The sequence below is a fragment of the Rhodococcus koreensis genome, assembly GCF_017068375.1.
Classification (GTDB): Bacteria; Actinomycetota; Actinomycetes; order Mycobacteriales; family Mycobacteriaceae; genus Rhodococcus_F; species Rhodococcus_F koreensis.
This window is the reverse complement of the sequence record NZ_CP070609.1, coordinates 8329515-8350572: the sequence shown is the minus strand read 5'-3', so window position 1 is coordinate 8350572 and position 21058 is coordinate 8329515. Positions and strand designations below refer to the sequence as shown.

Here is a 21058-nt window from a genome sequence, read left to right as displayed (position 1 = left end):
AGGAGTCGCCTATTTTTCGAGGAGCACGGAATGAGTATCCAGTCGGTTGAGTCACGCCGCCATCGCGTCGTGGTCATTGGATCCGGCTTCGGTGGGTTGTTCGGCACACAGGCGCTGAAGAATGCCGATGTCGACATCACCATGATCGCGCGCACCACTCACCACCTGTTCCAGCCGTTGCTGTACCAGGTGGCGACCGGCATTCTCTCCGTCGGCGACATCGCCCCCGCCACCCGGCTCGTGCTGCGGAAGCAGAAGAACACGCAGGTGCTGCTCGGCGATGTCGAGAAGATCGATCTCGAGGCGAAGACGATCACCTCCCGGTTCCTGGACCGGACCACCGTCACCCCGTACGACAGCCTGATCGTCGCCGCCGGCGCGGGACAGTCGTACTTCGGCAACGATCACTTCTCCGAGTTCGCGCCCGGCATGAAGACGATCGACGACGCACTGGAGTTGCGCGGCCGGATTCTCGGCGCGTTCGAGCAGGCCGAGTTGTCGAGCGATCCCGCCGAGCGGGCCCGGCTGCTGACGTTCGTCGTCGTCGGGGCAGGCCCGACCGGTGTCGAGCTCGCCGGCCAGATCGCGGAACTGTCGCGGCGCACCCTGTCGGGGGCGTTCCGCAACATCGACCCCCGCGAGGCCCGGGTGATCCTGCTGGACGGCGCGGACGACGTCCTGCCCGTCTACGGCGGCAAGCTGAGCCGCAAGGCCCGCCAGCAGCTGGAGAAACTCGGAATCGAGATCCAGCTCGGCGCGATGGTCGTCGACGTCGACGTGGACGGCCTCGTCGTCAAGGACAAGGACGGCACGCAGCGCCGGATCGAGTCGCAGTGCAAGGTGTGGTCGGCCGGTGTGCAGGCGAGCCCGCTGGGCAAGCAGATCGCGGACCAGTCCGACGCCGAGATCGACCGCGCCGGACGCGTCCTGGTCAACCCGGACCTGTCGGTGCCCGGGCACCCGGACGTGTTCGTGATCGGCGACATGATGTCGCTGGACAAGCTGCCGGGTCTGGCGCAGGTCGCGATGCAGGGCGGCAAGTACGCGGCCAAGCAGATCAAGGCGGGGCTGAGCGGGCAGACGCCGGCGGACCGGCCGCCGTTCAAGTACTTCGACAAGGGCAGCATGGCCACCATCTCGCGGTTCAGCGCGGTGGCGAAGGTCGGCAAGCTCGAGATCAGCGGATTCATCGGCTGGGTGGCGTGGCTGGCGATCCACCTGATGTACCTGGTCGGGTTCCGCAGCCGGCTGTCGACGGTGCTGTCGTGGACGGTGACGTTCCTCGGTCGCGGACGCGCGCAGATGGCGTCCACCGAGCAGTGGGTGTTCGCCCGCAACGCGATGGAGCAGTTGGAGCGGCACGAACGGGAGAAGGAGACCGCGGAGAAGTCGTCCGGCGGCGAGCAGCGCAAGGCCGCCGGGTGACACGGTCATCCACCTGAGCTGACCACGGCGGAGGGGACGGACCATCGGGTCCGTCCCCTCCGCCGTGTCCGGGGTGTGTCAGTTGCCGAGGCGTCCGGTGTCGGTGATGTTCGCGAGCCGGACCTGTCCCTTGGAGACCAGCCGATCCTGTTCGTCGGTGATCCGGACCTCCCACAACTGCTGGGTGCGGCCGCGGTGGACGGGGCTGGCCTCGGCGGTCAGCGTTCCCTCCCGCGTCGCGCGGAGGAAGTCGGTGTTGTTGTTGACGCCGACGACGTGGCCGCGGCCGCCGAGCCAGACCGTGCCCGCCGTGCTGGCGACCGATTCGATGACAGAGCAGTACACGCCGCCGTGCTGGATTCCGGCCGGTTGCTGCAGGTCGGTGGTGACCGTCCACTGCGCGCGCACGCGGTCGGGGCCGAGTTCGAGGTATTCGAGTCCGATGAGGGCGTCGAATCCCTTGCCCAGTTGATCGGCCAGCGCGGCGGTGTCGCCGTGCCCGTCGCCGTTCGATGCCTGCTGCTGCCCGGAATCCACCATCGCACTCTCCATCGGATCGCTGTGCGCTCTCGCGGCGCACCCGCACTCCTGCCTACACGACGGGACGGGCGGCGGGGGAAGCAGGTGGGGCAAACGGATCGGCGGGCCTCACGCTTGTTCAGCGTGAGGCCCGCCGTGGGATGGACCTGGGAGTCACTGCAGCCCTCAGGACTCCTGCGCGGTCCGGTAGTTCGGTTCTCGGCGCCGGCGTTTCCGCTCGACGTCTGCCATGAGTATAGGCAAGGCTTCCCTAATTAAGCAAGCGCTTCCGCGCCTGACCCAGCCGACCGCAGTGCGGGCGCGTGATCCGGCCCTTCGAGCGAACCGGTACGCCGGCAGCCACGAAGGCGTCCAGGATGCCCTGACCGCGGCGCTGCGCGGCAGCCTCACCGCCACACGCGAGGATCGGCACGTACGTCGCGGCGCCGAGCACCGACTCCCCCACGAGCCCCCAGAATCGGGACGCATCGATCGGCGTCAGCCGGGCGATCGCGTCGAACACCGCGTGCAGCGACGTGAGACTGCGATGCACCGTCCAGAGCAGCAGTGCCCGCTCGCACGGCACGGTGACCGTCCGGGGCGCGCCGGCGTAGGGGTCGTCCGGCAGCACGCGCATGGTGTCGTCGGCGAGGCCCGCCCAGTCGATTCCCTCGTCACTGTCCATGTGGATCCACAGGTTCTCGAGCCCCGGGTCCCAGGCCCGCCCCTCCAGCACGACGAGGGCCGTGACACGCCCGACCACCGCGTGGATCAGCGCGGTGGCCACCTGCATCGCGGCGACGTCCGGGTCGGGGACGTCCTCGAGCGAACGCGCCCACATCCGGGGCACCCGGTCGCCGTCGAGGTCGCCGGCGAGCGACCACCACCTGCGTTTACCCTCGTCTGCCATCGTCGCGACCGCGTACATGCGCGGATACTCGGCGTTCAGCGCGCGAAGTCGTGTGCAGGACACGTCCAGTGCGGTCGCGGGGGCGGACAGGGTCGAAGTCACCGTGCACTCCAATCGGTCGGGATGGAACTCCACCAAACATAGGTGAGCCTAACCAAATATCAAGAGTTGACATCGTGTGATGTGGGGCACCCCCGCGAACCGTGGCACCCGGGACGCCCCGCCGGATGTGGCATCGGGGATAGGGTTCCGTAACCTAAGTAGTTGAATCAGTGCAGATCCCGTGCACAGGCACACACGTCAGGAGCTTCCCCCGCCAGTGACGACGACGAGACAGTTCGGCAGCGACATCCCGCACCTGCCGACCGACGAGCCCTACGGAAAGCGCGACGTTCCGCGCGGTCCCGCCCCGCTGTACCTCCGGGCACTCGCGGGAGTGCTCGACATCGGGATAGTGGCCATCCCGCTCGTTCTCGGGTGGTACATCGTCGACTCCCTCCGCGACGACAACGGCGGCGGGGAGGCCGACCGGGTCGTGTTCGGCGGCGCCGCCGTCGCGATCGCGCTGGGACTCGCCCTGTGGAACCGCGGATTCCGCGAAGGCAACACCGGGCAGAGTTCGGGCAAGGGCTGGGTCGGCCTCGTGACCCGCGACACCCACACCGGCGACGCGATCGGCCCGAAACGGTCGCTGCAACGGGCGTTCCGGCGCACCGGCACCGAGGTCGTCCGGGAAAGCACCGCCACCGACGAGGGATTCGCCGTCCGCGAGAGGGACGTCAGCGTCGCCGCGATCCGCCGGCGCCGGCTGATCGGTCTGGGCGTCCTCGTGATCCTGCTCGGACTGGTCCTGCTCGCCAGCGTCGCGGTCGGGGCGCGGCCGCTGTCGTTCGCGGAGATCTTCCACGCACTGTTCGATCCGGACGGCTCGCAGACCGACATCATCGTGCGGACGCTCCGCGGCCCGCGCACCGTGCTCGGCCTCGTCGTCGGAATGGCGCTCGGTGTCGCGGGCGCCCTCATCCAGGGGCACACCCGCAACCCGCTCGCCGACGCCGGACTCCTCGGCCTCAACGCCGGCGCCGCGTTCCTCGTCGTGCTGTCGATGTACCTGTTCGGGTTCAGCGCCCCCAGCGAATACCTGTGGTTCGCGTTCGCCGGATCCTTCGCGGCGAGCGTGATCGTGTTCGGGCTCTCGTCGATCGGCAACGGGGCGGCGAGCCCGCTGAGTCTGGCGCTGGCCGGCGCCGCCGTCGCGTTCTTCCTGCAGGCGATGACCAACGCGATCATCATCGTCGACCAGTCCAGCCTCGACTCCTACCGGTTCTGGGTGGTCGGGTCGGTGGCCGGCCGCGGCTTCGACGTGCTGTGGCAGGTGCTGCCGTTCCTGGTCCTCGGGCTGATCCTCGCCCTCGTCAGCACGCCGGGCCTGAACGTCCTCAGCCTCGGCGAGGACGTGGCCCGGTCGCTGGGCACCAACATCGCGGCCAGCCGTGCGCTCGGCATCGTCGCGATCACCCTCCTCACCGGTGCGGCCACCGCGGCATGCGGTCCGATCGCGTTCATCGGCCTCGTCGTCCCCCACGTCGCGCGGGCCATCACCGGCCCCGACTACCGGTGGCTGGTCCCCTACGCCGGGCTCCTCGGCGGCGTGATGCTCGTGACCGCCGACGTCATCGGACGGGTCGTGGTCCGGCCCGGTGAGTTGCAGGTGGGAATCGTGCTCGCCGTATTCGGGGCACCGTTCTTCATCGCGTTGGTTCGGCGCAGAAAGTTGGCAAGCCTGTGAGCACTCGAGACGACGTGCGCCCCGACCTCGGCGCCGTGCCTGCGGCCCGGGTGCCGGCCCGCCCCGCGTTCCGCCTCGGACCGATCTCCCTGGTCCTGCGCCCCCTCGGCATCGCCGTCAACGTCGCGCTGCTGGCGGCCCTGTTCCTGGTGCTGTGCCTCAACATCGGCCGCGGCGACTACCCGCTGTCGATCCCCGAGGTCACGCGGGTGCTGTTCGGCGGCGGCACGAAGGCCCAGAACTTCATCGTCATGGACCTCCGCCTGCCGCGGTCGCTGACCGGGGTGTTCATCGGCATGGCCCTCGGCCTGGCAGGCGCCATCACCCAGTCGATCGCCCGCAACGCCCTCGCCAGCCCCGACATCCTCGGCATCACGTCCGGTGCCAGCGCCGCCGCGGTCGCGCTGATCGTCCTCGGCGGCGGCGGCAGCTTCGTCGGCATCCTCGCCACCCTGGGGATCCCGCTGGCCGCTTTGGTCGGCGGACTCCTCACCGCCCTGGTCATCTATCTGCTCGCGTGGCGCGGCGGGGTGGAGGGGTACCGGCTGATCCTGATCGGCATCGGTGTCAACGCCATGCTCATCGCGGTCACCGGGTGGCTGCTGATCTCGGCGGACATCAACGACGCCTCGCGGGCCCAGGTGTGGCTCAACGGGTCCCTCAACGGCGCCTCCTGGAGTCAGGTGTGGCCCGTCACGATCGCCGTCGTCCTCGTCGGCGGCTACGCGGTGATCTCCTCGTTCACGATGGGCGCGCTGCGTCTCGGCGACGACAACGCCGTGTCGCTGGGGGTGCGGCTGCAGTGGTCGCAGGCCCGGCTGCTGCTCATGTCCGTCGCCCTCGCCGGCATCGCCACCGCCGCGGCAGGCCCGGTCGGATTCGTCGCGCTCGCCGCGCCGCAGGTGGCGCTGCGACTGGTGCGGTCCGCCGGTCCGCCACTCATCGCGTCGGCGCTGACCGGCGCCGTGCTCGTGGTGGGCAGCGACGTCGTCGCCCGCACCATCCTGCCCGTCGAACTGCCCGTGGGTATCGTCACCTCGGCACTCGGTGGCCCATTCCTGCTCTATCTGCTGGTTCGCAACAATCGGAAGGTCTCGGCATGACCGTGCAGACTGACTCTCGACTGATCGCCGACAACCTGAGCCTCGGGTACGGCGACCGGGTCATCGTCGACCACCTGAACCTCGAGGTGCGGACCGGGGTGATCACCACCGTGATCGGGCCGAACGGCTGCGGCAAGTCCACGCTGTTGCGCGCGCTGGGGCGACTCTTGAAGCCGCGCAACGGTTCGGTGCTGCTGGACGGCAAGGCCATCGGGTCGATGCGCACCAAGGACGTCGCCCGCACCCTCGGCATGCTCCCGCAGGCGCCGGTGGCCCCCGAGGGCCTCACCGTCGCCGACCTGGTGGCCCGCGGCAGGCACCCGCACCAGTCGTGGCTGCGGCAGTGGTCCTCCGACGACGAGGGCGAGGTCGCCGAGGCGCTCGCCCTGACCGGGGTGTCCGACCTCGCGGACCGCCCCGTCGACCAGCTGTCCGGTGGTCAGCGTCAGCGGGCGTGGATCTCGATGGCCCTCGCGCAGGGAACCGACATCCTGCTGCTCGACGAGCCCACCACCTACCTGGACCTGGCGCATTCCGTCGAGGTCCTCGACCTGGTCGACCGGATGCACGAGGAACTGGGCCGCACGGTGGTGATGGTGCTGCACGACCTCAACCTCGCGATCCGCTACAGCGACCAGCTGATCGTCATGCGGGACGGCACCATCGTCGCGTCCGGCGCGCCGAAGGACGTCATCTCCGCCGAACTGCTGCTTGAGGTGTTCGGCCTGGAGGCCGCGGTCATCGCCGACCCGGTGTCCGACCGCCCGCTGGTGGTGCCGATCGGCACCCGCCACGTGTACGGCGCGATCGGCGGACCGGACGCGAAGTAGCGGCCGTCAGCGCCGCCCGCCGATCATCGTCCGCACCAGCCGGTAACTCTGCCCCAGCGACACCGTCGGCAGGTACGCCCTGCCGACGGCGTTGCCGATGCTGGGGAGGGCGGCCGGGTCGGCGAACGTCATGTGCATGGCCACGTACCGGGGCTGGAACTTCGACTTGAACGCCAGCAGCGAACGGAACCCGTACACCGGTTCCAGGGTGCGGCCGAGCAGATCGAGCACGCTGTCCATCACCGCCGACAGGCTCGACGACTCCGACCGTTCCCGCTCGTCGGCGTCGCCGTCCGGTTGCTCGACCTTCGCGAGCGGGGCGCCGGACAGGCTCAGGAACTGGGCCCCTTCCTCCTCCAGTTTCAGTGCCGCGGACGCGATGAGGAACTCCATCGCCGGCCGGAACCCTTCGGCCCGCCGCCGCATGAAGTCGAGGGTCCAGCCGACCACCCGCCCGTCCTGGTACACCGGCAGCCAGGACGTGATGCCGTGGACGGTGCGGTCCTCGTCGACGGCGATGAGGCAGCGGACCTCCGGGTCGTCGACCTCGTCGAGTCCGCCGAGTGTGAAACCCATTTCGGGCATGCCCTTGTCGGCCACCCATTCCTCGGAGATCGCGGTGATCTGATCGGTGATCGCCCGGGGGGCGCTGGGGAAGCTGACCCATTCGGCGGTGATCCCCGATTTCTTCGCCTTGTTCAGGGCGGTGCGGACGTCCTGGAACCGTTTGCCGGTGAACGCGATCTGCCCCAGATCCAGCACCGTCTCCTCCGCGACCTGGATGCCGCTCCAGCCGAGAGCGTCGGTGATGTCGCGGACCTCACCGGTCACCGAGTAGAAGCACGGAATCCAGCCGTTGGCGGCGGCGAACTCGGCGAAGTGTTCGACGGTGTCCCGCAACCGGTCCGGTGGGCCGACCGGGTCGCCGGTGGTCAGGGCGACACCGGCGATGACCCGGTACGCGACGTAGCTGGTGCCGTCGGCGGAGAACCAGTAGTTGTTGCCGCGCCACGTCGTCATCCAGGACAGCGGGCTCCCGCTCCCCGACTTCAGGAGGGCCCGGGCGCGTTCGGTGGACTTCGAGTCCGAGCCGATGGCGGGGCTGAGGAATGTCGCGGCGACCAGCGCGCAGAGGGCGACCCAGAACACCACCCCGGTCCACTCGTACAGCAGCGTCGCGGGGATGCTCTCCGGCAGCAGCCGCGGGTCGAGCCATTGCAGGTACACGGGCGGGATCAGCCGCTCCGGGAAGTCGGCCAGCAGCGTCGTCGTTCCCGGCCGGGGGTCGAACCCGTGCCGCGCCCACAATCCGCCCAGGACGTAGAGGACGGCGAGACCGGCGACCAGCGCCACCAGGACGCCCGCCAGCCGCCGGTACGTCCCGGCCGGGGCGGAGACGTCGAAGAACCGCCGGGTCGCGAGCAGCACGACCAGGATCGCCAGCGGGGTCAGGAACGGCACCAGCGTCCGGTACAGGTTCGGGTCGGCGAGACCGTAGAACAGGGAGTCCTCGTCGAGGGAGTCGACGAACCGGACCGCGAAGTTCAGCAGCGACAGCACCAGCAGGACGACCTGGGCGATCACCGACGCCACCCACGCGAAGCGACGGCCCCGTCGGAGGCCGTCGCTGAGGGTGAGCAGGAACAGGGACGGCATCAGACTCAGCAGGGTCGGCCCGACCCCGGACAGGCGCAGTTCGAGCAGCCCGCGCCGGCATTCGGGGTCCGCCGCCGACACCTCGCACAGGTCGCGGACCTCGCCGGCCGTGTACGGCACGCCGCGGAACAGGTCGCGCAGCACGGCGAGCGGCCCGACCGCCTCCGCGGACAGCGCGGCGATCATCGGACCGATCGCGCTGGCCGCCACCACGATCGCGACGAGCACCCGGCCCTCCCGCTGGGTGCCCGCGATCCGCTCGCCGCGGGCGGAGCGGCCGACGATCCAGCGGCCGATCACCAGCCCCACCACAGCCGCGGCCAGCCGGACCACGTCCTGCAGCGACCCGCTGAACAGCGCCAGGGTGATCGTGAACGCGAGGACTCCGACGCGGATCCGCCGCCGCCACAGCGTGCCCATGTTGGAACTGGCCACCATCGCGGCGCCGACGATCCAGGTGCTCGGGCCGACGGCCATCCCCACGTGCAGCCGGAAACCCCAGTTCGCGTCGACGACCTTCGCGACCGCGGCCACCGACAGCGCCAGCAACCCGCCGAGCACCTGGGTGGCGACCGCGGCCAGGGTGAACCGCGCCGACCCCATCCGGCGTTCCAGCGGCGCGGCCACCACCAGGAGCAGCACGGTCGTCGACAGGTACGCCAGGACGTCGTCGCCCCACAGCCCGGCGGTGAGCAGCGTCCACACCCAGCCGTTCTGGAACGCCCGGATCCCGATCGCGACGTGCTGGGACAGGTCGTGGGAGGGCCCGCCGATCACGCTGGACGTGGCGATCGCCAGAATCCAGATCGCAACCAGTAGCGAGATGCTGACCGGCGCGCCCCGCACCCCGCCCCAGACCCGTTCCGCGGCCCGCCCCGTCCGACCCTTGACCCTCGCTGCCATACCGTGTCCGGTTGCCGCGCTGTCGTCGGTCTTCATCCGCCAGGTCCCCACTCTCTCCGCGATGTCGAGAACGAAAGCTTGCCCGGCGGGTCGGCCGCTAGCCAACCCGACCGTAATCCACCCGTTCGGACTATGGCCAATACCACACGCCGTGACGCAGTTTTACTACTACCAGTAGTACGTATCTGCGTCGTCGTATCCGTAGAATCGATTTATGGCTGGACTCGGCGAACTCGAACGCGCAGTGATGGATCACCTGTGGTCCACTTCGGAACCGCAGACGGTACGGCAGGTGCACGAGGCACTGGCGGCACGCCGTGAACTCGCGTACACCACTGTCATGACAGTGCTTCAGCGGCTGGCGAAGAAGCACCTCGTCATCCAGCAGCGCGACGACCGCGCCCACCGGTACCTGCCGGTGCACCAGCGTGAGGAACTCGTCGCGAGCCTCATGGTGGACGCCCTGCAGCAGGCCGACAAGTCCGGCAGCCGCGCCGCCGCACTCGTGCACTTCGTCGGCCAGGTCGGCGCCGACGAGGCCGACGCGCTCCGCGAGGCCCTCGCCGCGCTCGAGGCCAAGGAACGGACCACCGGAGACAATCAGTCGGGAACCGTTCGCGCCGGCTGACGTTCGTCATGCATGATGAGTAGGACATGGACGCCACCACCGCGCTGGTATTCGGAGTACTCGCACTTCTTCTCGCAGGGCCTGTCCCTGCGCTGCTGAGTCGAGCCCGATGGCCGCATCACGCCCCCCGAGCAGCACTCGTGCTGTGGCAGGCAATCGCCCTCGCCGCGGTCCTGTCCGCGTTCAGTTCGGGACTCGCGATCGCCAGCCAGCTCCTCGTCCCCGGACCGGACGGCCGCCCCACCACCGCACCGGTCGCCGAGATCGACGCCCTCGGCCTGCCGCTGTGGCTGCTGTACGTGGTGGTGTTCGCGCTGACCCTCCTCGTCGGGGCCAAACTGATCTTCGCGATCGTGCAGGTCGGTGTCCGCACCCGGCGTCGGCGCGCCCGGCACCGCATGCTCGTCGACCTCCTCGACCGCTGCGACTCGTCGTCCCCGCTCGCCCGCACCCCCGACCTGCGGGTCCTCGACGTCACCGAGCCCATCGCCTACTGCCTGCCCGGGCTGCGGCAGAGGGTGGTGCTGAGCCAGGGCACGTTCACCAGCCTCGACGACGCGGAGATCACCGCGATCCTCACCCACGAGCGGTCCCACCTGCGGGCCCGGCACGACCTCGTCCTCGAGGCCTTCACCGCCGTCAACGCCGCCTTCCCCACCGTGGTGCGCAGCAAGTCCGCGCTTGGATCGGTGCAGCTGCTGGTGGAGATGCTCGCCGACGACTCCGCCGTCCGCGCCACCGGGCCGACCGCACTGGCTCGCGCACTCGTCGCCTGCTCGGGGTCGGTCGCCCCGAAGGGTGCCATGGCCGCCGGCGGTCCCAGCACCCTGCTGCGGGTGCAGCGCCTGGCGTCCACGGAACAGGGCACCCGGGTCGCGCTCGCCGCCTACGCGGCGTCCGTGGCCATCCTCGTGGTGCCGACCATCGCCGTCGCCGTCCCCTGGCTCACCGAGCTGAGTCGGTTGTTCAGCGCCGTATAGTCGCCCACCTCACAGTCCGCCGGGTTCGATAACCGGGTGCCCCGTCGCGTACACTGGTCGGCGGTCGCCACTGCGGCCCATCAACACTGAAACGGCACACAGCCCAATTCCCCGCACTTCCGCGAATGGATTGACCAGGTGACATGTGCCCTGGCTCGTCCCTTTGTGCGTGCTGCATGACAGCCCCCGCTCCGCGACGCGCCCTATGCCCGGAGAGGTATTTGCGTGACCAACGCTGTCCAGACGACGTCTGCCCCACTAGAGCAGACCGAGACCGAAACCCCTGATCAGAACGCCACCGTGACGTTCGCGGAGATCGGCCTGCCCGCACCCCTGGTGCAGGCCCTCGCCCGCAACTCCATCACGGTCCCGTCGCCGATCCAGGCGCTGGCCGTCCCCGATGCGCTGGCCGGCACCAACGTGCTCGGCCGCGCACAGACCGGATCGGGCAAGACCCTCGCATTCGGCCTGCCGATGCTCACCCGCCTGTCCCGGCACGAGGACCGGCCCGCACCCAAGCGTCCCCGCGCGCTGGTGCTCGTCCCCACCCGTGAACTCGCGTTCCAGGTGGTCGACTCCCTCAACTCGTACGCCGGGGCCATGGGACTGACCGTCCGCCCCGCCGTCGGCGGCACCCCGTTCACCAAGCAGGTCGACCAGCTGCGCCGCGGCGTCGACATCCTCGTCGCCACCCCCGGCCGGCTGAACGACCACCTGCGTCAGGGCACCTGCATCCTCGACTCCATCGAGATCACCGCGCTCGACGAGGCCGACCAGATGGCCGACATGGGCTTCCTGCCCGAGGTCCGGGCCATCCTCGGCGAGACCCCGGCCGACGGCCAGCGTCTCCTGTTCTCCGCCACCCTCGACCGTGAGGTGCAGTCGCTGGTCCGCCAGTTCCTGCCCGACCACGTGCAGCACTCCACCGAGGACGGTCGCGCCAGCGTCGACACGATGGAGCACTACGTGCTGCTCGTCGATCGCGGCCAGAAGGACAACGTTCTCGCCGAAATCGGTGCCCGCGACGGCCGCACGATCATGTTCGCCCGCACCAAGCTCGGCTGCGAGGGCATCACCGACCGCCTCCGCGCGGTGGGCATCGCCGCCGAGGCCCTGCACGGCGGCAAGGCGCAGAACCAGCGCACCCGGGTCCTCGAACGCTTCAAGAACGGCCGCACCCCGGTGCTCGTCGCCACCGACGTCGCCGCCCGCGGCATCCACGTCGACGGCATCGACCTGGTCGTGCACGTCGATCCGCCCGCCGACCACAAGGACTACCTGCACCGCGCAGGCCGGACGGCCCGCGCAGGCGAGAAGGGCACCGTCGTCGCGATCGTGCTCCCCAACCAGAAGCGCACGTTCCGCCGCCTGACCGGCATGGCGGGTGTCGACGCCACCGCCGTGCCCGTCACCCCCGGCTCGGAGAAGCTGGCCAGCATCACCGGCGCCAAGGCGCCCAGCGGAGAACCGGTGCGCGACACCTACTCCCGCGGCGAGCGCGGCGGCGACCGCAAGTTCGGTGACCGCGGGCCCCGCCGCGAAGGGGGGTACGCCGGCCGCGACGGCGGCGGGTACCGCGGCAACCGCGGCTTCGACGGTCGCGGCTCCTCCGACCGGGGCGGCCCCCGCCGCGACGCCGGTGAGCGCAGCTACGGTGACCGCCCGTCGGGTGGTCGCAGCTTCGAGGGCCGCGGCAACGAGGGCCGGAGTTACGAGGGGCGGGGTTACGAAGGGCGCGGCCCGCGCCGCGACCAGACCGACAACCGGTCCGGCGGCTACCGGGGCGACCGCCCCCAGCGTGACGGCGACAACCGCGGTGGGTACCGCGGTGACCGCGACAACCGGACGTTCTCCGATCGGGCTCCGCGCCGCGACTTCGGGGACAGCGCACCCCGGCGCGACTACGGGGACCGCGGCGACAGCCACCGCGGTTCCGGCGAGCGCAGCTTCGACCGCAGCGCACCGCGCCGCGACTTCGGCGACAACCGCGGCGCCGCAGGCGGGTTCCGCCGGGACGATCGGCGGGACGATCGGCGCCCCGCAGCCACGTCGGAGCGGCGTCCCGCGTCGACCGGCGGCGGGTTCCGCAGCCGTACCGACCGTCGCTCCTACGACGGCTTCGACGGCCCGCGCCGTGAGCGCCGCAGCTGATCGAACGATGCCGTGACACGAAGGCCGGCCGTCGCATGTGCGACGGCCGGCCTTCGTGTGTTTGGCTTAGCCGGTCGAGCTTTTCGTAGCCGCCGATTTCACTACCGCCGAGCGAGAGGGAATGCTGTATCCATGACTATCGACAACACTGAGGGTGCCCGCGCGCAGATCGGCGTCACGGGACTGGCCGTCATGGGCTCGAACATCGCCCGCAACTTCGCCCGGCACGGTCACACGGTCGCGCTGCACAACCGCAGCATCGCCAAGACCGACGCCCTCATCGAGGAGCACGGCAGCGAAGGTGACTTCGTCCGCACGGAGACGATCGAGGAGTTCGTGGCAGCGCTGCAGAAGCCGCGCCGCGTGCTGATCATGGTCAAGGCCGGCGACCCCACCGACGCCGTCATCGAGGAACTCGCCTCGGCGATGGAGCCCGGTGACATCATCATCGACGGCGGCAACGCCCTGTACACGGACACGATCCGGCGCGAGGCTTCCCTCCGGGACCGTGGCCTGCACTTCGTCGGTGCCGGCATCTCCGGCGGCGAGGAGGGCGCGCTGAACGGCCCGTCGATCATGCCGGGCGGACCGAAGGAGTCCTACCAGGCCCTGGGCCCGCTGCTCGAGTCGATCGCCGCGCAGGTCGACGGCACCCCCTGCTGCACGCACATCGGCCCCGACGGGTCCGGGCACTTCGTGAAGATGGTCCACAACGGCATCGAGTACGCCGACATGCAGCTGATCGGCGAGGCGTACAACCTGTTCCGCGACGCCCTCGGCTACGACGCCGACCAGGTCGCCGACGTGTTCACCGAGTGGAACGCGGGCGACCTCGAAAGCTACCTCGTCGAGATCACCGCCGAGGTGCTGCGGCAGAAGGACGCGAAGACCGGCAAGGCCCTCGTCGACGTGATCGTCGACGCCGCGGAGCAGAAGGGCACCGGCCGATGGACCGTCAAGTCCGCCCTCGACCTCGGTGTCCCCGTCACCGGCATCGCCGAGGCCGTGTTCGCCCGTGCCCTGTCCGGTGCCCGCGAGCAGCGCAAGGCCGCGGTCGGTCTCGCGTCCGGTCAGCTGGCCGACAAGCCCGCCGACGCCGCCCAGTTCACCGAGGACATCCGGCAGGCCCTGTACGCGTCGAAGGTCGTGGCCTACGCGCAGGGATTCGACCAGATCGCGGCAGGCAGCGCCGAATACGACTGGAACCTGCACCCCGCCGACCTCGCGACGATCTGGCGTGGCGGCTGCATCATCCGCGCCCGGTTCCTCAATCGCATCAAGGACGCGTACGACGAGAACCCGAAGCTGCCGAGCCTGATCCTGGCCCCGTACTTCCGGGACGCCATCGAGACGGCCATCGACAGCTGGCGCCGCGTGGTGTCCACCGCCACCCTGCTGGGGATCCCGGTGCCGGCGTTCGCGTCCTCGCTGTCCTACTACGACGCCCTGCGCGCCGAGCGGCTGCCCGCCGCCCTGACGCAGGGGCAGCGGGACTTCTTCGGCGCCCACACCTACGAGCGGGTCGACGCCGAGGGCAAGTTCCACACCCTCTGGAGCGGTGACCGCAGCGAAGTGCAGGCCTGACCCTCCCCGATCGACCGTCCCCGGCCGTGACGTACCCCGTGTACGTCACGGCCGAGGCGTCGGAGGCCCCGCGCTCGAGGCGGTAGCCTTCTCGATATGCCCGACGACGAGTTCTCCTCGCCCGCACCGGTGGGTGAGACGTTCCTCGCGCTCGGTCTCCCCGCGGTGATGACCCACGCCCTCGACCGCGGCGGCATCGCCGCGCCGTTCCCGATCCAGGCGGCCACCATTCCCGACGTCCTCACGGGCCGGGACGTGCTGGGCCGGGCGCCGACCGGGTCGGGAAAGACCCTCGCGTTCGGGTTGCCGATGCTCGTGCGGCTCAAGGGCGCCGCCAGCAGGCGCGGGTACCCGCGCGGCGTCGTGCTGGTGCCCACCCGCGAGCTGGCTGTGCAGATCGAACGCGCACTGGACGAGCCGGCCCTGTCGGTGGGGTTGCGGGTGGCGAACGTCGTCGGCGGGGTTCCGATCAAACGGCAGGTCGAGACGCTGTCGCGGGGTGTCGACCTGCTGATCGCGACGCCGGGGCGCCTCGCCGACCACCTGTCGCAGGGCTCGGTGTCCCTCGACGACGTGACGGTGCTGGCCCTCGACGAGGCCGACCACATGGCGGACCTGGGGTTCCTGCCGCAGGTCACGGCAATCCTCGACAAGACGCCGGCCGGGGGGCAGCGGCTGCTGTTCTCGGCGACCCTCGACGGGGAGGTCGACACCCTCGTGCGCCGGTACCTGCACGACCCGGTGACGCATTCGACGGCGCCGGTCGCGGCGGCGGTGCCGACGATGCGGCACCACCTGCTGTACGTCGACCGGCAGGACAAGTATTCCGTTGTGGCACATATCGGTTCACGGTCGGGGCGGACGTTGATGTTCGTGCGCACCAAGTACGGTGTGGACCGGGTGGCGCAGGAACTGCACGCCGCCGGCATCGCGGCCGGGGCCCTGCACGGCGGCAAGGCGCAGAACAACCGCACCCGCACCCTGGAGTCGTTCGCCGACGGCACCACCCCGGTCCTGGTGGCCACCGACGTGGCGGCCCGCGGCATCCACGTGGACGGCATCACGCTCGTCGTGCACGTCGATCCGCCCACCGAGGCCAAGGACTACCTGCACCGGGCGGGGCGCACCGCCCGCGCGGGCGAGTCCGGGGTGGTGGTCACCCTTGTCACCGAGGACGAGCGGGCCGCGGTCGAGAAGCTGACCCGCAAGGCCGGTCTCGACGTCACCGGCACCCCGGTGCGGCCGGGTGACCGGGTGCTGGCCGAGCTCACCGGGGCCCGCCGTCCCACCGGGAAGGCCGTCCCCGCACCGGACACCCGGGCGCAGGCGCAGGACACCCCGAAGAAGGGCAGGCAGGCGCACGACCCCGCGGGTCGCGCCGCCCGCCGCGGCAGGCCCGGCGACGGCGGAGCGGCCCGGTCGGGTGCGCGCCGCGGCCGGAAACCCGGACCTGCGTCAACTCCCCACGGACACCGCAACCGCGGGGCACACTGAGAGGCATGTCCCTGCCGTTCGCGTCGGTCGTGTGCGCGCTGATCGCGGCGCTGCTGTTCGCGTGCGCGTCGGTCGCGCAGCAGAGTGCCGCGTCCGAGGTCCCCGAGGACGCCGCGTTCCTGGCCACCCTGCTGCGCAGTCCCCGCTGGTGGGCCGGCATCGTCGGGGACGGCGGCGGCTACGTGATGCAGGCGGTGGCGCTGGCGCTGGGGTCGGTGCTCGTGGTGCAGCCGCTGCTGGTGACGGCGCTGCTGTTCGCGTTGCCGCTGTCGGCGAAGTTCTCCGGGTACCGGCTCAGCCGCACCACGTGGGCCCTCGCCGTCGCGCTGGCCGTGGCGCTCGCGATCTTCCTGGTGATCGGCGACCCCACCGAGGGGAACATCGACGCCCCGTTCCGGGAATGGGTGGTGCCCCTCGGCATCCTGCTCGCCGTGGTGGCGGCCGCGGCCGCGGCGGGGATGACGAAGATCGACCCCGGGTGGCGGGCCCTGCTGCTCGGCGGGGCGGGCGGCATCCTGTATGGGGTGGCGGTCGCGTTCACCAAGTACGTCGTCGAACTCGTCCCCCGCGGGTTGTGGGCGGTGCTGAGCAGCTGGCAGGCGTGGGCGCTGGTCGCCGCCGGGCTGGCCGGGGTGTATCTGCAGCAACGCGGCTTCCAGGTGGGGCCGCTGTCCGCGTCGCTGCCCGCGCTGACCATCGCCGAACCGCTCGCCGCCGTGTTCCTCGGCATGACCGTCCTCGACGAACGCCTGCGGGTCGCAGGACCCGGACTGGTGGTGGTCGGCTGCTCGGTCGCGGTGATGCTGGTGGCCACGATCGGACTGTCCAGGTCGCAGGCTCAGCGGACATCCGGCATCGCCGCAATTTCCCCGGTATCGTCCTGAAATGTGCAGTTCCTCGACGGGCATCGCCCTCCCTATGACCTGACGTACGACGACGTGTTCCTGGTGCCCAACCGCACCGAGGTCACGTCGCGATTCGACGTCGACCTGGCCACCGCCGACGGTTCGGGCACCACCATCCCGATCGTCGTCGCGAACATGACGGCGGTGTCCGGGCGCCGCATGGCCGAAACCGTCGCCCGCCGTGGTGGTCTGGTGGTCCTCCCGCAGGACCTTCCCGCCCGTGCCGTCGCGGAGACCGTGGCCTTCGTCAAGAGCAGGCACCTGGTCGCCGACACCCCGGTCACCCTCGGCCCCGACGCCGCCGTGTCCGACGCGCTGGCGCTGCTGCCGAAGCGGGCGCACGGCGCCGTCGTCGTCGTCGAGGACGACCGCCCCGTCGGTGTCGTCACCGAGGCCTCCTGCGCGGACGTCGACCGGTTCGCGCGGCTGCGCGCGGTGGCGCTGACCGACTTCGTCACCGCCCCCGACTCCGCGTCGCCGCGGGAGGTGTTCGAACTCCTCGACGGCACGCACGACTCCCTCGCCGTGATCGTGCACCCGGACGGCACCCTCGCCGGTGTCCTCACCCGCACCGGCGCCATCCGGGACGGCATCTACCAGCCCGCCGTCGACGGCAACGGGAAGCTGCGGGTGGCCGCGGCCGTCGGCGTCAACGGCGACGTCGCCGCGAAGGCGCGCGCCCTCGTCGATGCCGGGGCCGACCTGCTGGTCGTCGACACCGCGCACGGCCACCAGCAGAAGATGATCGACGTCCTCGGCGCACTGAAGAAGGCCGATCTCGGGGTGCCGCTGGTCGCAGGCAACGTCGTGTCCGCCGCCGGCACCCGGGACCTGATCGACGCGGGCGCCGACATCGTGAAGGTCGGGGTCGGGCCGGGCGCGATGTGCACCACCCGGATGATGACGGGGGTGGGCAGGCCGCAGTTCTCCGCCGTCGAGGAATGCGCCGCGCAGGCCCGCGCGATGGGTGCGCACGTGTGGGCGGACGGAGGCGTCCGTCACCCCCGCGACGTGTCGCTCGCCCTGGCCGCGGGCGCGGCGAACGTGATGATCGGATCGTGGTTCGCCGGCACCTACGAGTCGCCCGGCGACCTGCGCGTGGACCAGTCCGGCAACGCGTACAAGGAGAGCTTCGGGATGGCCTCCAAGCGCGCGGTCGCGGCGCGCACCGCCACCGACACCGCCTTCGACCGGGCCCGGAAAGGGCTGTTCGAGGAGGGTATTTCGAGTTCCCGGATGCGCTTGGACCCGGAGCGTCCCGGCGTCGAGGACCTGATCGACCACATCTGTTCCGGGGTGCGCAGCACCTGCACGTACGCGGGCGCGCGGACGCTGGCGGAACTGCACGAGCGGGCCGTTCTCGGTGTGCAGTCGGCCGCCGGGTTCGCGGAGGGTCGCCCGCTGCCGGCCGGCTGGTGAGGACTGCATCCTGAAGTGCCGGAGGGTGTCCTGTTCCACGGAACCGGACATCCCCCGGTATCATGGGTCGCTCAACCACACCAGTTCTCGGCGCCGGACCCGTCCGGGCCGTCGAGGCCGAACGAGAGGACTCCGGTGCCCGCGGCACCCACATACGCAGCAAGCGCTCCACCCGCCGTCTCCGGGAGTGTCGTCCCCTCCTGCTCCGTGGAATCGGACTCCGATTCCGCCGGTTCGGAGGGCTCCTCTATCGAGCCGGGTGACAAACCCGGCGACCCCCGTTCCTCCGCCCGGCGGCGATGACCGATGGACATCGCGCTCAGCATTCTCGCCCTGCTCGGCTTTCTCGCCCTGACCGCGGGTACCGCGTTGTTCGTGGCGGCCGAGTTCTCCCTCACCGCCCTCGAACGCAGCACCGTCGACGCGCACGCCCGCACCGGTGACCGGCGGGCCCGGCAGGTGCAGCACGCGCACCGCACCCTGTCGTTCCAGTTGTCGGGGGCCCAGCTCGGCATCACCATCACCACGCTGATCACCGGCTACCTGTCCGAACCGGTCCTGGCACGCTTCATCACCCCGGTGCTGTCCGCGATCGGCTTCAGTGAATCTGCCGCTGCGGCAACGTCTTTGGTGATCGCCCTGATTCTCGCGACCTCGTTCTCGATGGTGTTCGGCGAACTCGTGCCGAAGAACCTCGCCATCGCGCACCCCTTGCCCACGGCGCGGGCGACGGCCGGGATGCAGGCCGCGTTCTCGCTGATCTTCAAATGGGCCATCAACGGGCTCAACGGAAGCGCGAACTGGCTGGTGCGACGCCTCGGCATCGAACCGGCCGAGGAGTTGCGGTCCGCGCGGTCCCCGCAGGAACTCGGTTCGCTCGTGCGGACGTCCGCGCAGCGCGGCGCCATCGACAAGGGCACGGCGCTGCTGGTCAACCGCTCGCTGCGCTTCGGCGAACGCACCGCGGAGGAACTGATGACCCCGCGCGTGAAGATCGAGACCCTGTCCACCACGGACACGGTGGCCGATCTGATCGACACCGCCGCCCGCACCGGGTTCTCCCGCTTCCCCGTCGTCGACGGCGACCTGGACGACGCCGTCGGCATCGTCCACATCAAGCACGCGTTCGCGGTGACCGCGCAACGCCGCCGCACCACCCGCCTCAACACGCTGGCCCAGAAGGTGCCGGTGGTGCCGTCCAGCCTCGACGGCGACGCGCTGATGGAACGGATCCGGTCCGACGGCATGCAGGTCGCGTTCGTCGTCGACGAATACGGCGGCACCGCCGGGATGGTCACCATGGAGGACCTGATCGAGGAAATCGTCGGCGACGTCCGCGACGAGCACGACGAACCGGAGATCGACGTCCAGCGGATCGGCGACAGCTGGTCCTGCTCCGGGCTGCTGCGCGTCGACGAGGTGTCCGAGACCACCGGCTACACCGCCCCCGAGGGGGAATACGAAACCCTCGGCGGTCTCGTGCTCACCGAACTCGGGCGGATCCCCGACGAGGGCGACGAGGTGCAACTCCCGCTGGCCGAGGGCGCGCACGACCCCGGCGGCCGGTGGGTGGCCACCGTGACCCACATGGACGGCCGGCGCATCGACCGGGTGCTGCTCACCCCGAAACCCGATCGGACCACCGGCACCGGCAGCGAGGAGGACGACGATGAGTGACCTCTTCGGTGTGCTGCTCACGTTCGTGCTGCTCGCGGGCAACGCCTTCTTCGTCGGCGCCGAGTTCGCGCTGATCTCGGCGCGCCGCGACCGGCTCGAGGCCCTCGAATCGCAGGGCAAGAAACGCGCCCGCACCGTGATCCTCGCGGGCGAGAACCTGTCGCTGATGCTGGCCGCCGCGCAGCTCGGCATCACCATCTGCTCGATCCTGCTCGGCAAGGTCGCCGAACCGGCGATCGCGCATCTCCTCGAGGTCCCGCTGCACGCGGTCGGGCTGCCCGCCGGGCTGCTGCACCCGATCGCGTTCACGATCGCGCTGGCGCTCGTCGTGGTGCTGCACATCCTGCTCGGTGAGATGGTGCCGAAGAACATCGCCCTGGCGGGCCCGGAGCGGACGGCGATGCTGCTGGTCCCGGTGCACCTGGTGTTCATCAAGCTGGCCCGGCCGCTGATCTCGTTCTACAACCTGTGCGCCAACCTGACGCTGCGGTTGCTGCGGGTGGAGCCGAAGGACGAACTCGACGTCACCGTGTCGGCGGTGGAACTGTCCGAGATGATCGGCGAATCCCGGTCCGAGGGGCTGATCGACGCGGAGGAGCACCGCCGGCTCACCCAGGCGCTGGAGACCACGGACCGCACCGTCACCGAGGTGATGATCCCGCTCAGCGAGGCACGGACCATACCCCTGACGGAGGGTGGTACCCGGCTCGGCGCCATCGAGCAGGCCGTCGTCGAGACCGGCTACTCCCGGTACCCGGTGCGCGCCGAGGACGGGTCGCTGGTCGGGTATCTGCACCTGAAGGACGTGCTCGACGACATCCTCGACGAGGAGGCCGGACCCGACACCCTGATTCCGCGGTCGGACATCCGCCCGCTGCCGCGGATGTCGACCACCACCCCGCTCGCGGAGGCACTGGCGAGTCTGCGCCGCGCCAGCTCCCACCTGGGGGCGGCGGCGGACCCGTCGGGGCAGATCGTCGGCATCGTCGCCCTCGAGGACCTCGTCGAGGAATACGTGGGCACCGTCCGCGACGGCACCCACCGGAACAACGGCGTCAATCCGGGACAGCGAACGAGCTGATCGG

The 21058-nt window shown here is 70.5% G+C and carries 17 protein-coding genes; 13 read left to right on the top strand and 4 right to left on the bottom strand.

Annotated elements, in window-relative coordinates; translation table 11 throughout:
- Positions 1 to 30 precede the first annotated feature (30 nt).
- Entirely contained in the window at positions 31 to 1425 is a 1395-nt protein-coding gene (locus JWS14_RS37975) for an NAD(P)/FAD-dependent oxidoreductase (protein WP_072942006.1), read from the top strand.
- A 78-nt stretch (positions 1426 to 1503) separates the two neighbouring features.
- On the opposite strand, the gene JWS14_RS37970 is transcribed toward JWS14_RS37975, so the two are convergent.
- Positions 1504 to 1965, bottom strand: coding sequence for a PaaI family thioesterase (locus JWS14_RS37970; protein WP_072942441.1), 462 nt, complete (start codon positions 1963 to 1965; stop codon positions 1504 to 1506).
- A 250-nt stretch (positions 1966 to 2215) separates the two neighbouring features.
- Entirely contained in the window at positions 2216 to 2989 is a 774-nt protein-coding gene (locus JWS14_RS37965; protein WP_206015454.1) for a hypothetical protein, read from the bottom strand.
- A 184-nt stretch (positions 2990 to 3173) separates the two neighbouring features.
- On the opposite strand from JWS14_RS37965, the gene JWS14_RS37960 reads away from it, so the two are divergent.
- Genes JWS14_RS37960 through JWS14_RS37950 form a run of 3 tightly spaced genes read left to right on the top strand, consistent with a single transcriptional unit; the run spans position 3174 to position 6576 of the window.
- Positions 3174 to 4643 (top strand): FecCD family ABC transporter permease, encoded by a 1470-nt coding sequence (locus JWS14_RS37960; protein WP_206015453.1) that lies wholly within the window; start codon positions 3174 to 3176, stop codon positions 4641 to 4643.
- Positions 4640 to 5746 (top strand): FecCD family ABC transporter permease, encoded by a 1107-nt coding sequence (locus JWS14_RS37955; RefSeq protein ID WP_206015452.1) that lies wholly within the window; start codon positions 4640 to 4642, stop codon positions 5744 to 5746. The genes JWS14_RS37960 and JWS14_RS37955 overlap by 4 nt, the downstream gene beginning before the upstream one ends.
- Entirely contained in the window at positions 5743 to 6576 is an 834-nt protein-coding gene (locus JWS14_RS37950; protein ID WP_206015451.1) for an ABC transporter ATP-binding protein, read from the top strand. Before JWS14_RS37955 ends, JWS14_RS37950 begins: the two co-directional genes overlap by 4 nt.
- A gap of 6 nt (positions 6577 to 6582) precedes the next feature.
- On the opposite strand, the gene JWS14_RS37945 is transcribed toward JWS14_RS37950, so the two are convergent.
- The gene (locus JWS14_RS37945) at positions 6583 to 9171 is read right to left on the bottom strand and encodes a rhomboid family intramembrane serine protease (protein ID WP_206015450.1); all 2589 of its coding nucleotides are present in this window, start codon (positions 9169 to 9171) and stop codon (positions 6583 to 6585) included.
- Between the two features lie 178 nt (positions 9172 to 9349).
- On the opposite strand from JWS14_RS37945, the gene JWS14_RS37940 reads away from it, so the two are divergent.
- The 7 genes from JWS14_RS37940 (at position 9350) to JWS14_RS37910 (ending at position 18296) form a co-directional block, all read left to right on the top strand.
- A complete protein-coding gene (locus JWS14_RS37940) occupies positions 9350 to 9763 on the top strand; it encodes a BlaI/MecI/CopY family transcriptional regulator (protein ID WP_015890703.1) in 414 nt (137 codons plus the stop codon).
- A 26-nt stretch (positions 9764 to 9789) separates the two neighbouring features.
- Positions 9790 to 10743, top strand: coding sequence for a M56 family metallopeptidase (locus JWS14_RS37935; RefSeq protein ID WP_206015449.1), 954 nt, complete (start codon positions 9790 to 9792; stop codon positions 10741 to 10743).
- Between the two features lie 225 nt (positions 10744 to 10968).
- Positions 10969 to 12894: a DEAD/DEAH box helicase gene (locus tag JWS14_RS37930; RefSeq protein WP_095860580.1), complete on the top strand. Its 1926-nt coding sequence runs from the start codon at positions 10969 to 10971 to the stop codon at positions 12892 to 12894.
- A gap of 132 nt (positions 12895 to 13026) precedes the next feature.
- Positions 13027 to 14478 (top strand): NADP-dependent phosphogluconate dehydrogenase, encoded by a 1452-nt coding sequence (gene gndA / locus JWS14_RS37925; RefSeq protein ID WP_072942016.1) that lies wholly within the window; start codon positions 13027 to 13029, stop codon positions 14476 to 14478.
- Between the two features lie 96 nt (positions 14479 to 14574).
- Entirely contained in the window at positions 14575 to 15972 is a 1398-nt protein-coding gene (locus tag JWS14_RS37920; RefSeq protein WP_095860581.1) for a DEAD/DEAH box helicase, read from the top strand.
- A gap of 5 nt (positions 15973 to 15977) precedes the next feature.
- Positions 15978 to 16856 (top strand): DMT family transporter, encoded by an 879-nt coding sequence (locus JWS14_RS37915; RefSeq protein ID WP_072942019.1) that lies wholly within the window; start codon positions 15978 to 15980, stop codon positions 16854 to 16856.
- A 3-nt stretch (positions 16857 to 16859) separates the two neighbouring features.
- The gene (locus tag JWS14_RS37910) at positions 16860 to 18296 is read left to right on the top strand and encodes a GuaB1 family IMP dehydrogenase-related protein (RefSeq protein WP_206015448.1); all 1437 of its coding nucleotides are present in this window, start codon (positions 16860 to 16862) and stop codon (positions 18294 to 18296) included.
- 71 nt (positions 18297 to 18367) lie between these two features.
- Here the strand turns inward: JWS14_RS37910 and JWS14_RS37905 are convergent, their stop codons facing one another.
- Positions 18368 to 18610 carry a hypothetical protein gene (locus JWS14_RS37905; protein ID WP_241031567.1) on the bottom strand — a complete coding sequence of 81 codons (243 nt, stop codon included), beginning with the start codon at positions 18608 to 18610 and terminating at the stop codon, positions 18368 to 18370.
- On the opposite strand from JWS14_RS37905, the gene JWS14_RS37900 reads away from it, so the two are divergent.
- Both JWS14_RS37900 and JWS14_RS37895 read left to right on the top strand, forming a co-directional pair.
- Complete coding sequence (locus JWS14_RS37900) at positions 18603 to 19973, top strand: hemolysin family protein (RefSeq protein WP_206015447.1); 1371 nt, start codon at positions 18603 to 18605, stop codon at positions 19971 to 19973. The two genes, JWS14_RS37905 and JWS14_RS37900, sit on opposite strands and share 8 nt — an antisense overlap.
- On the top strand, positions 19966 to 21054 hold the full coding sequence (locus JWS14_RS37895; RefSeq protein WP_072942022.1) for a hemolysin family protein: 1089 nt from the start codon (positions 19966 to 19968) through the stop codon (positions 21052 to 21054). The genes JWS14_RS37900 and JWS14_RS37895 overlap by 8 nt, the downstream gene beginning before the upstream one ends.
- Positions 21055 to 21058 lie beyond the last annotated feature (4 nt).

Bases quoted from the DNA above. Each gene is read 5' to 3' on its own strand.
- JWS14_RS37975 (WP_072942006.1), top strand. From the start codon at position 31: ATGAGTATCCAGTCGGTTGAGTCACGCCGCCATCGCGTCGTGGTCATT.
- JWS14_RS37970 (WP_072942441.1), bottom strand. From the start codon at position 1,965: ATGGTGGATTCCGGGCAGCAGCAGGCATCGAACGGCGACGGGCACGGC.
- JWS14_RS37950 (WP_206015451.1), top strand. From the start codon at position 5,743: ATGACCGTGCAGACTGACTCTCGACTGATCGCCGACAACCTGAGCCTC.
- JWS14_RS37945 (WP_206015450.1), bottom strand. From the start codon at position 9,171: ATGAAGACCGACGACAGCGCGGCAACCGGACACGGTATGGCAGCGAGG.
- JWS14_RS37940 (WP_015890703.1), top strand. From the start codon at position 9,350: ATGGCTGGACTCGGCGAACTCGAACGCGCAGTGATGGATCACCTGTGG.
- JWS14_RS37935 (WP_206015449.1), top strand. From the start codon at position 9,790: ATGGACGCCACCACCGCGCTGGTATTCGGAGTACTCGCACTTCTTCTC.
- gndA (WP_072942016.1), top strand. From the start codon at position 13,027: ATGACTATCGACAACACTGAGGGTGCCCGCGCGCAGATCGGCGTCACG.
- JWS14_RS37920 (WP_095860581.1), top strand. From the start codon at position 14,575: ATGCCCGACGACGAGTTCTCCTCGCCCGCACCGGTGGGTGAGACGTTC.
- JWS14_RS37915 (WP_072942019.1), top strand. From the start codon at position 15,978: ATGTCCCTGCCGTTCGCGTCGGTCGTGTGCGCGCTGATCGCGGCGCTG.
- JWS14_RS37900 (WP_206015447.1), top strand. From the start codon at position 18,603: ATGGACATCGCGCTCAGCATTCTCGCCCTGCTCGGCTTTCTCGCCCTG.
- JWS14_RS37905 (WP_241031567.1), bottom strand. From the start codon at position 18,610: ATGTCCATCGGTCATCGCCGCCGGGCGGAGGAACGGGGGTCGCCGGGT.
- JWS14_RS37895 (WP_072942022.1), top strand. From the start codon at position 19,966: ATGAGTGACCTCTTCGGTGTGCTGCTCACGTTCGTGCTGCTCGCGGGC.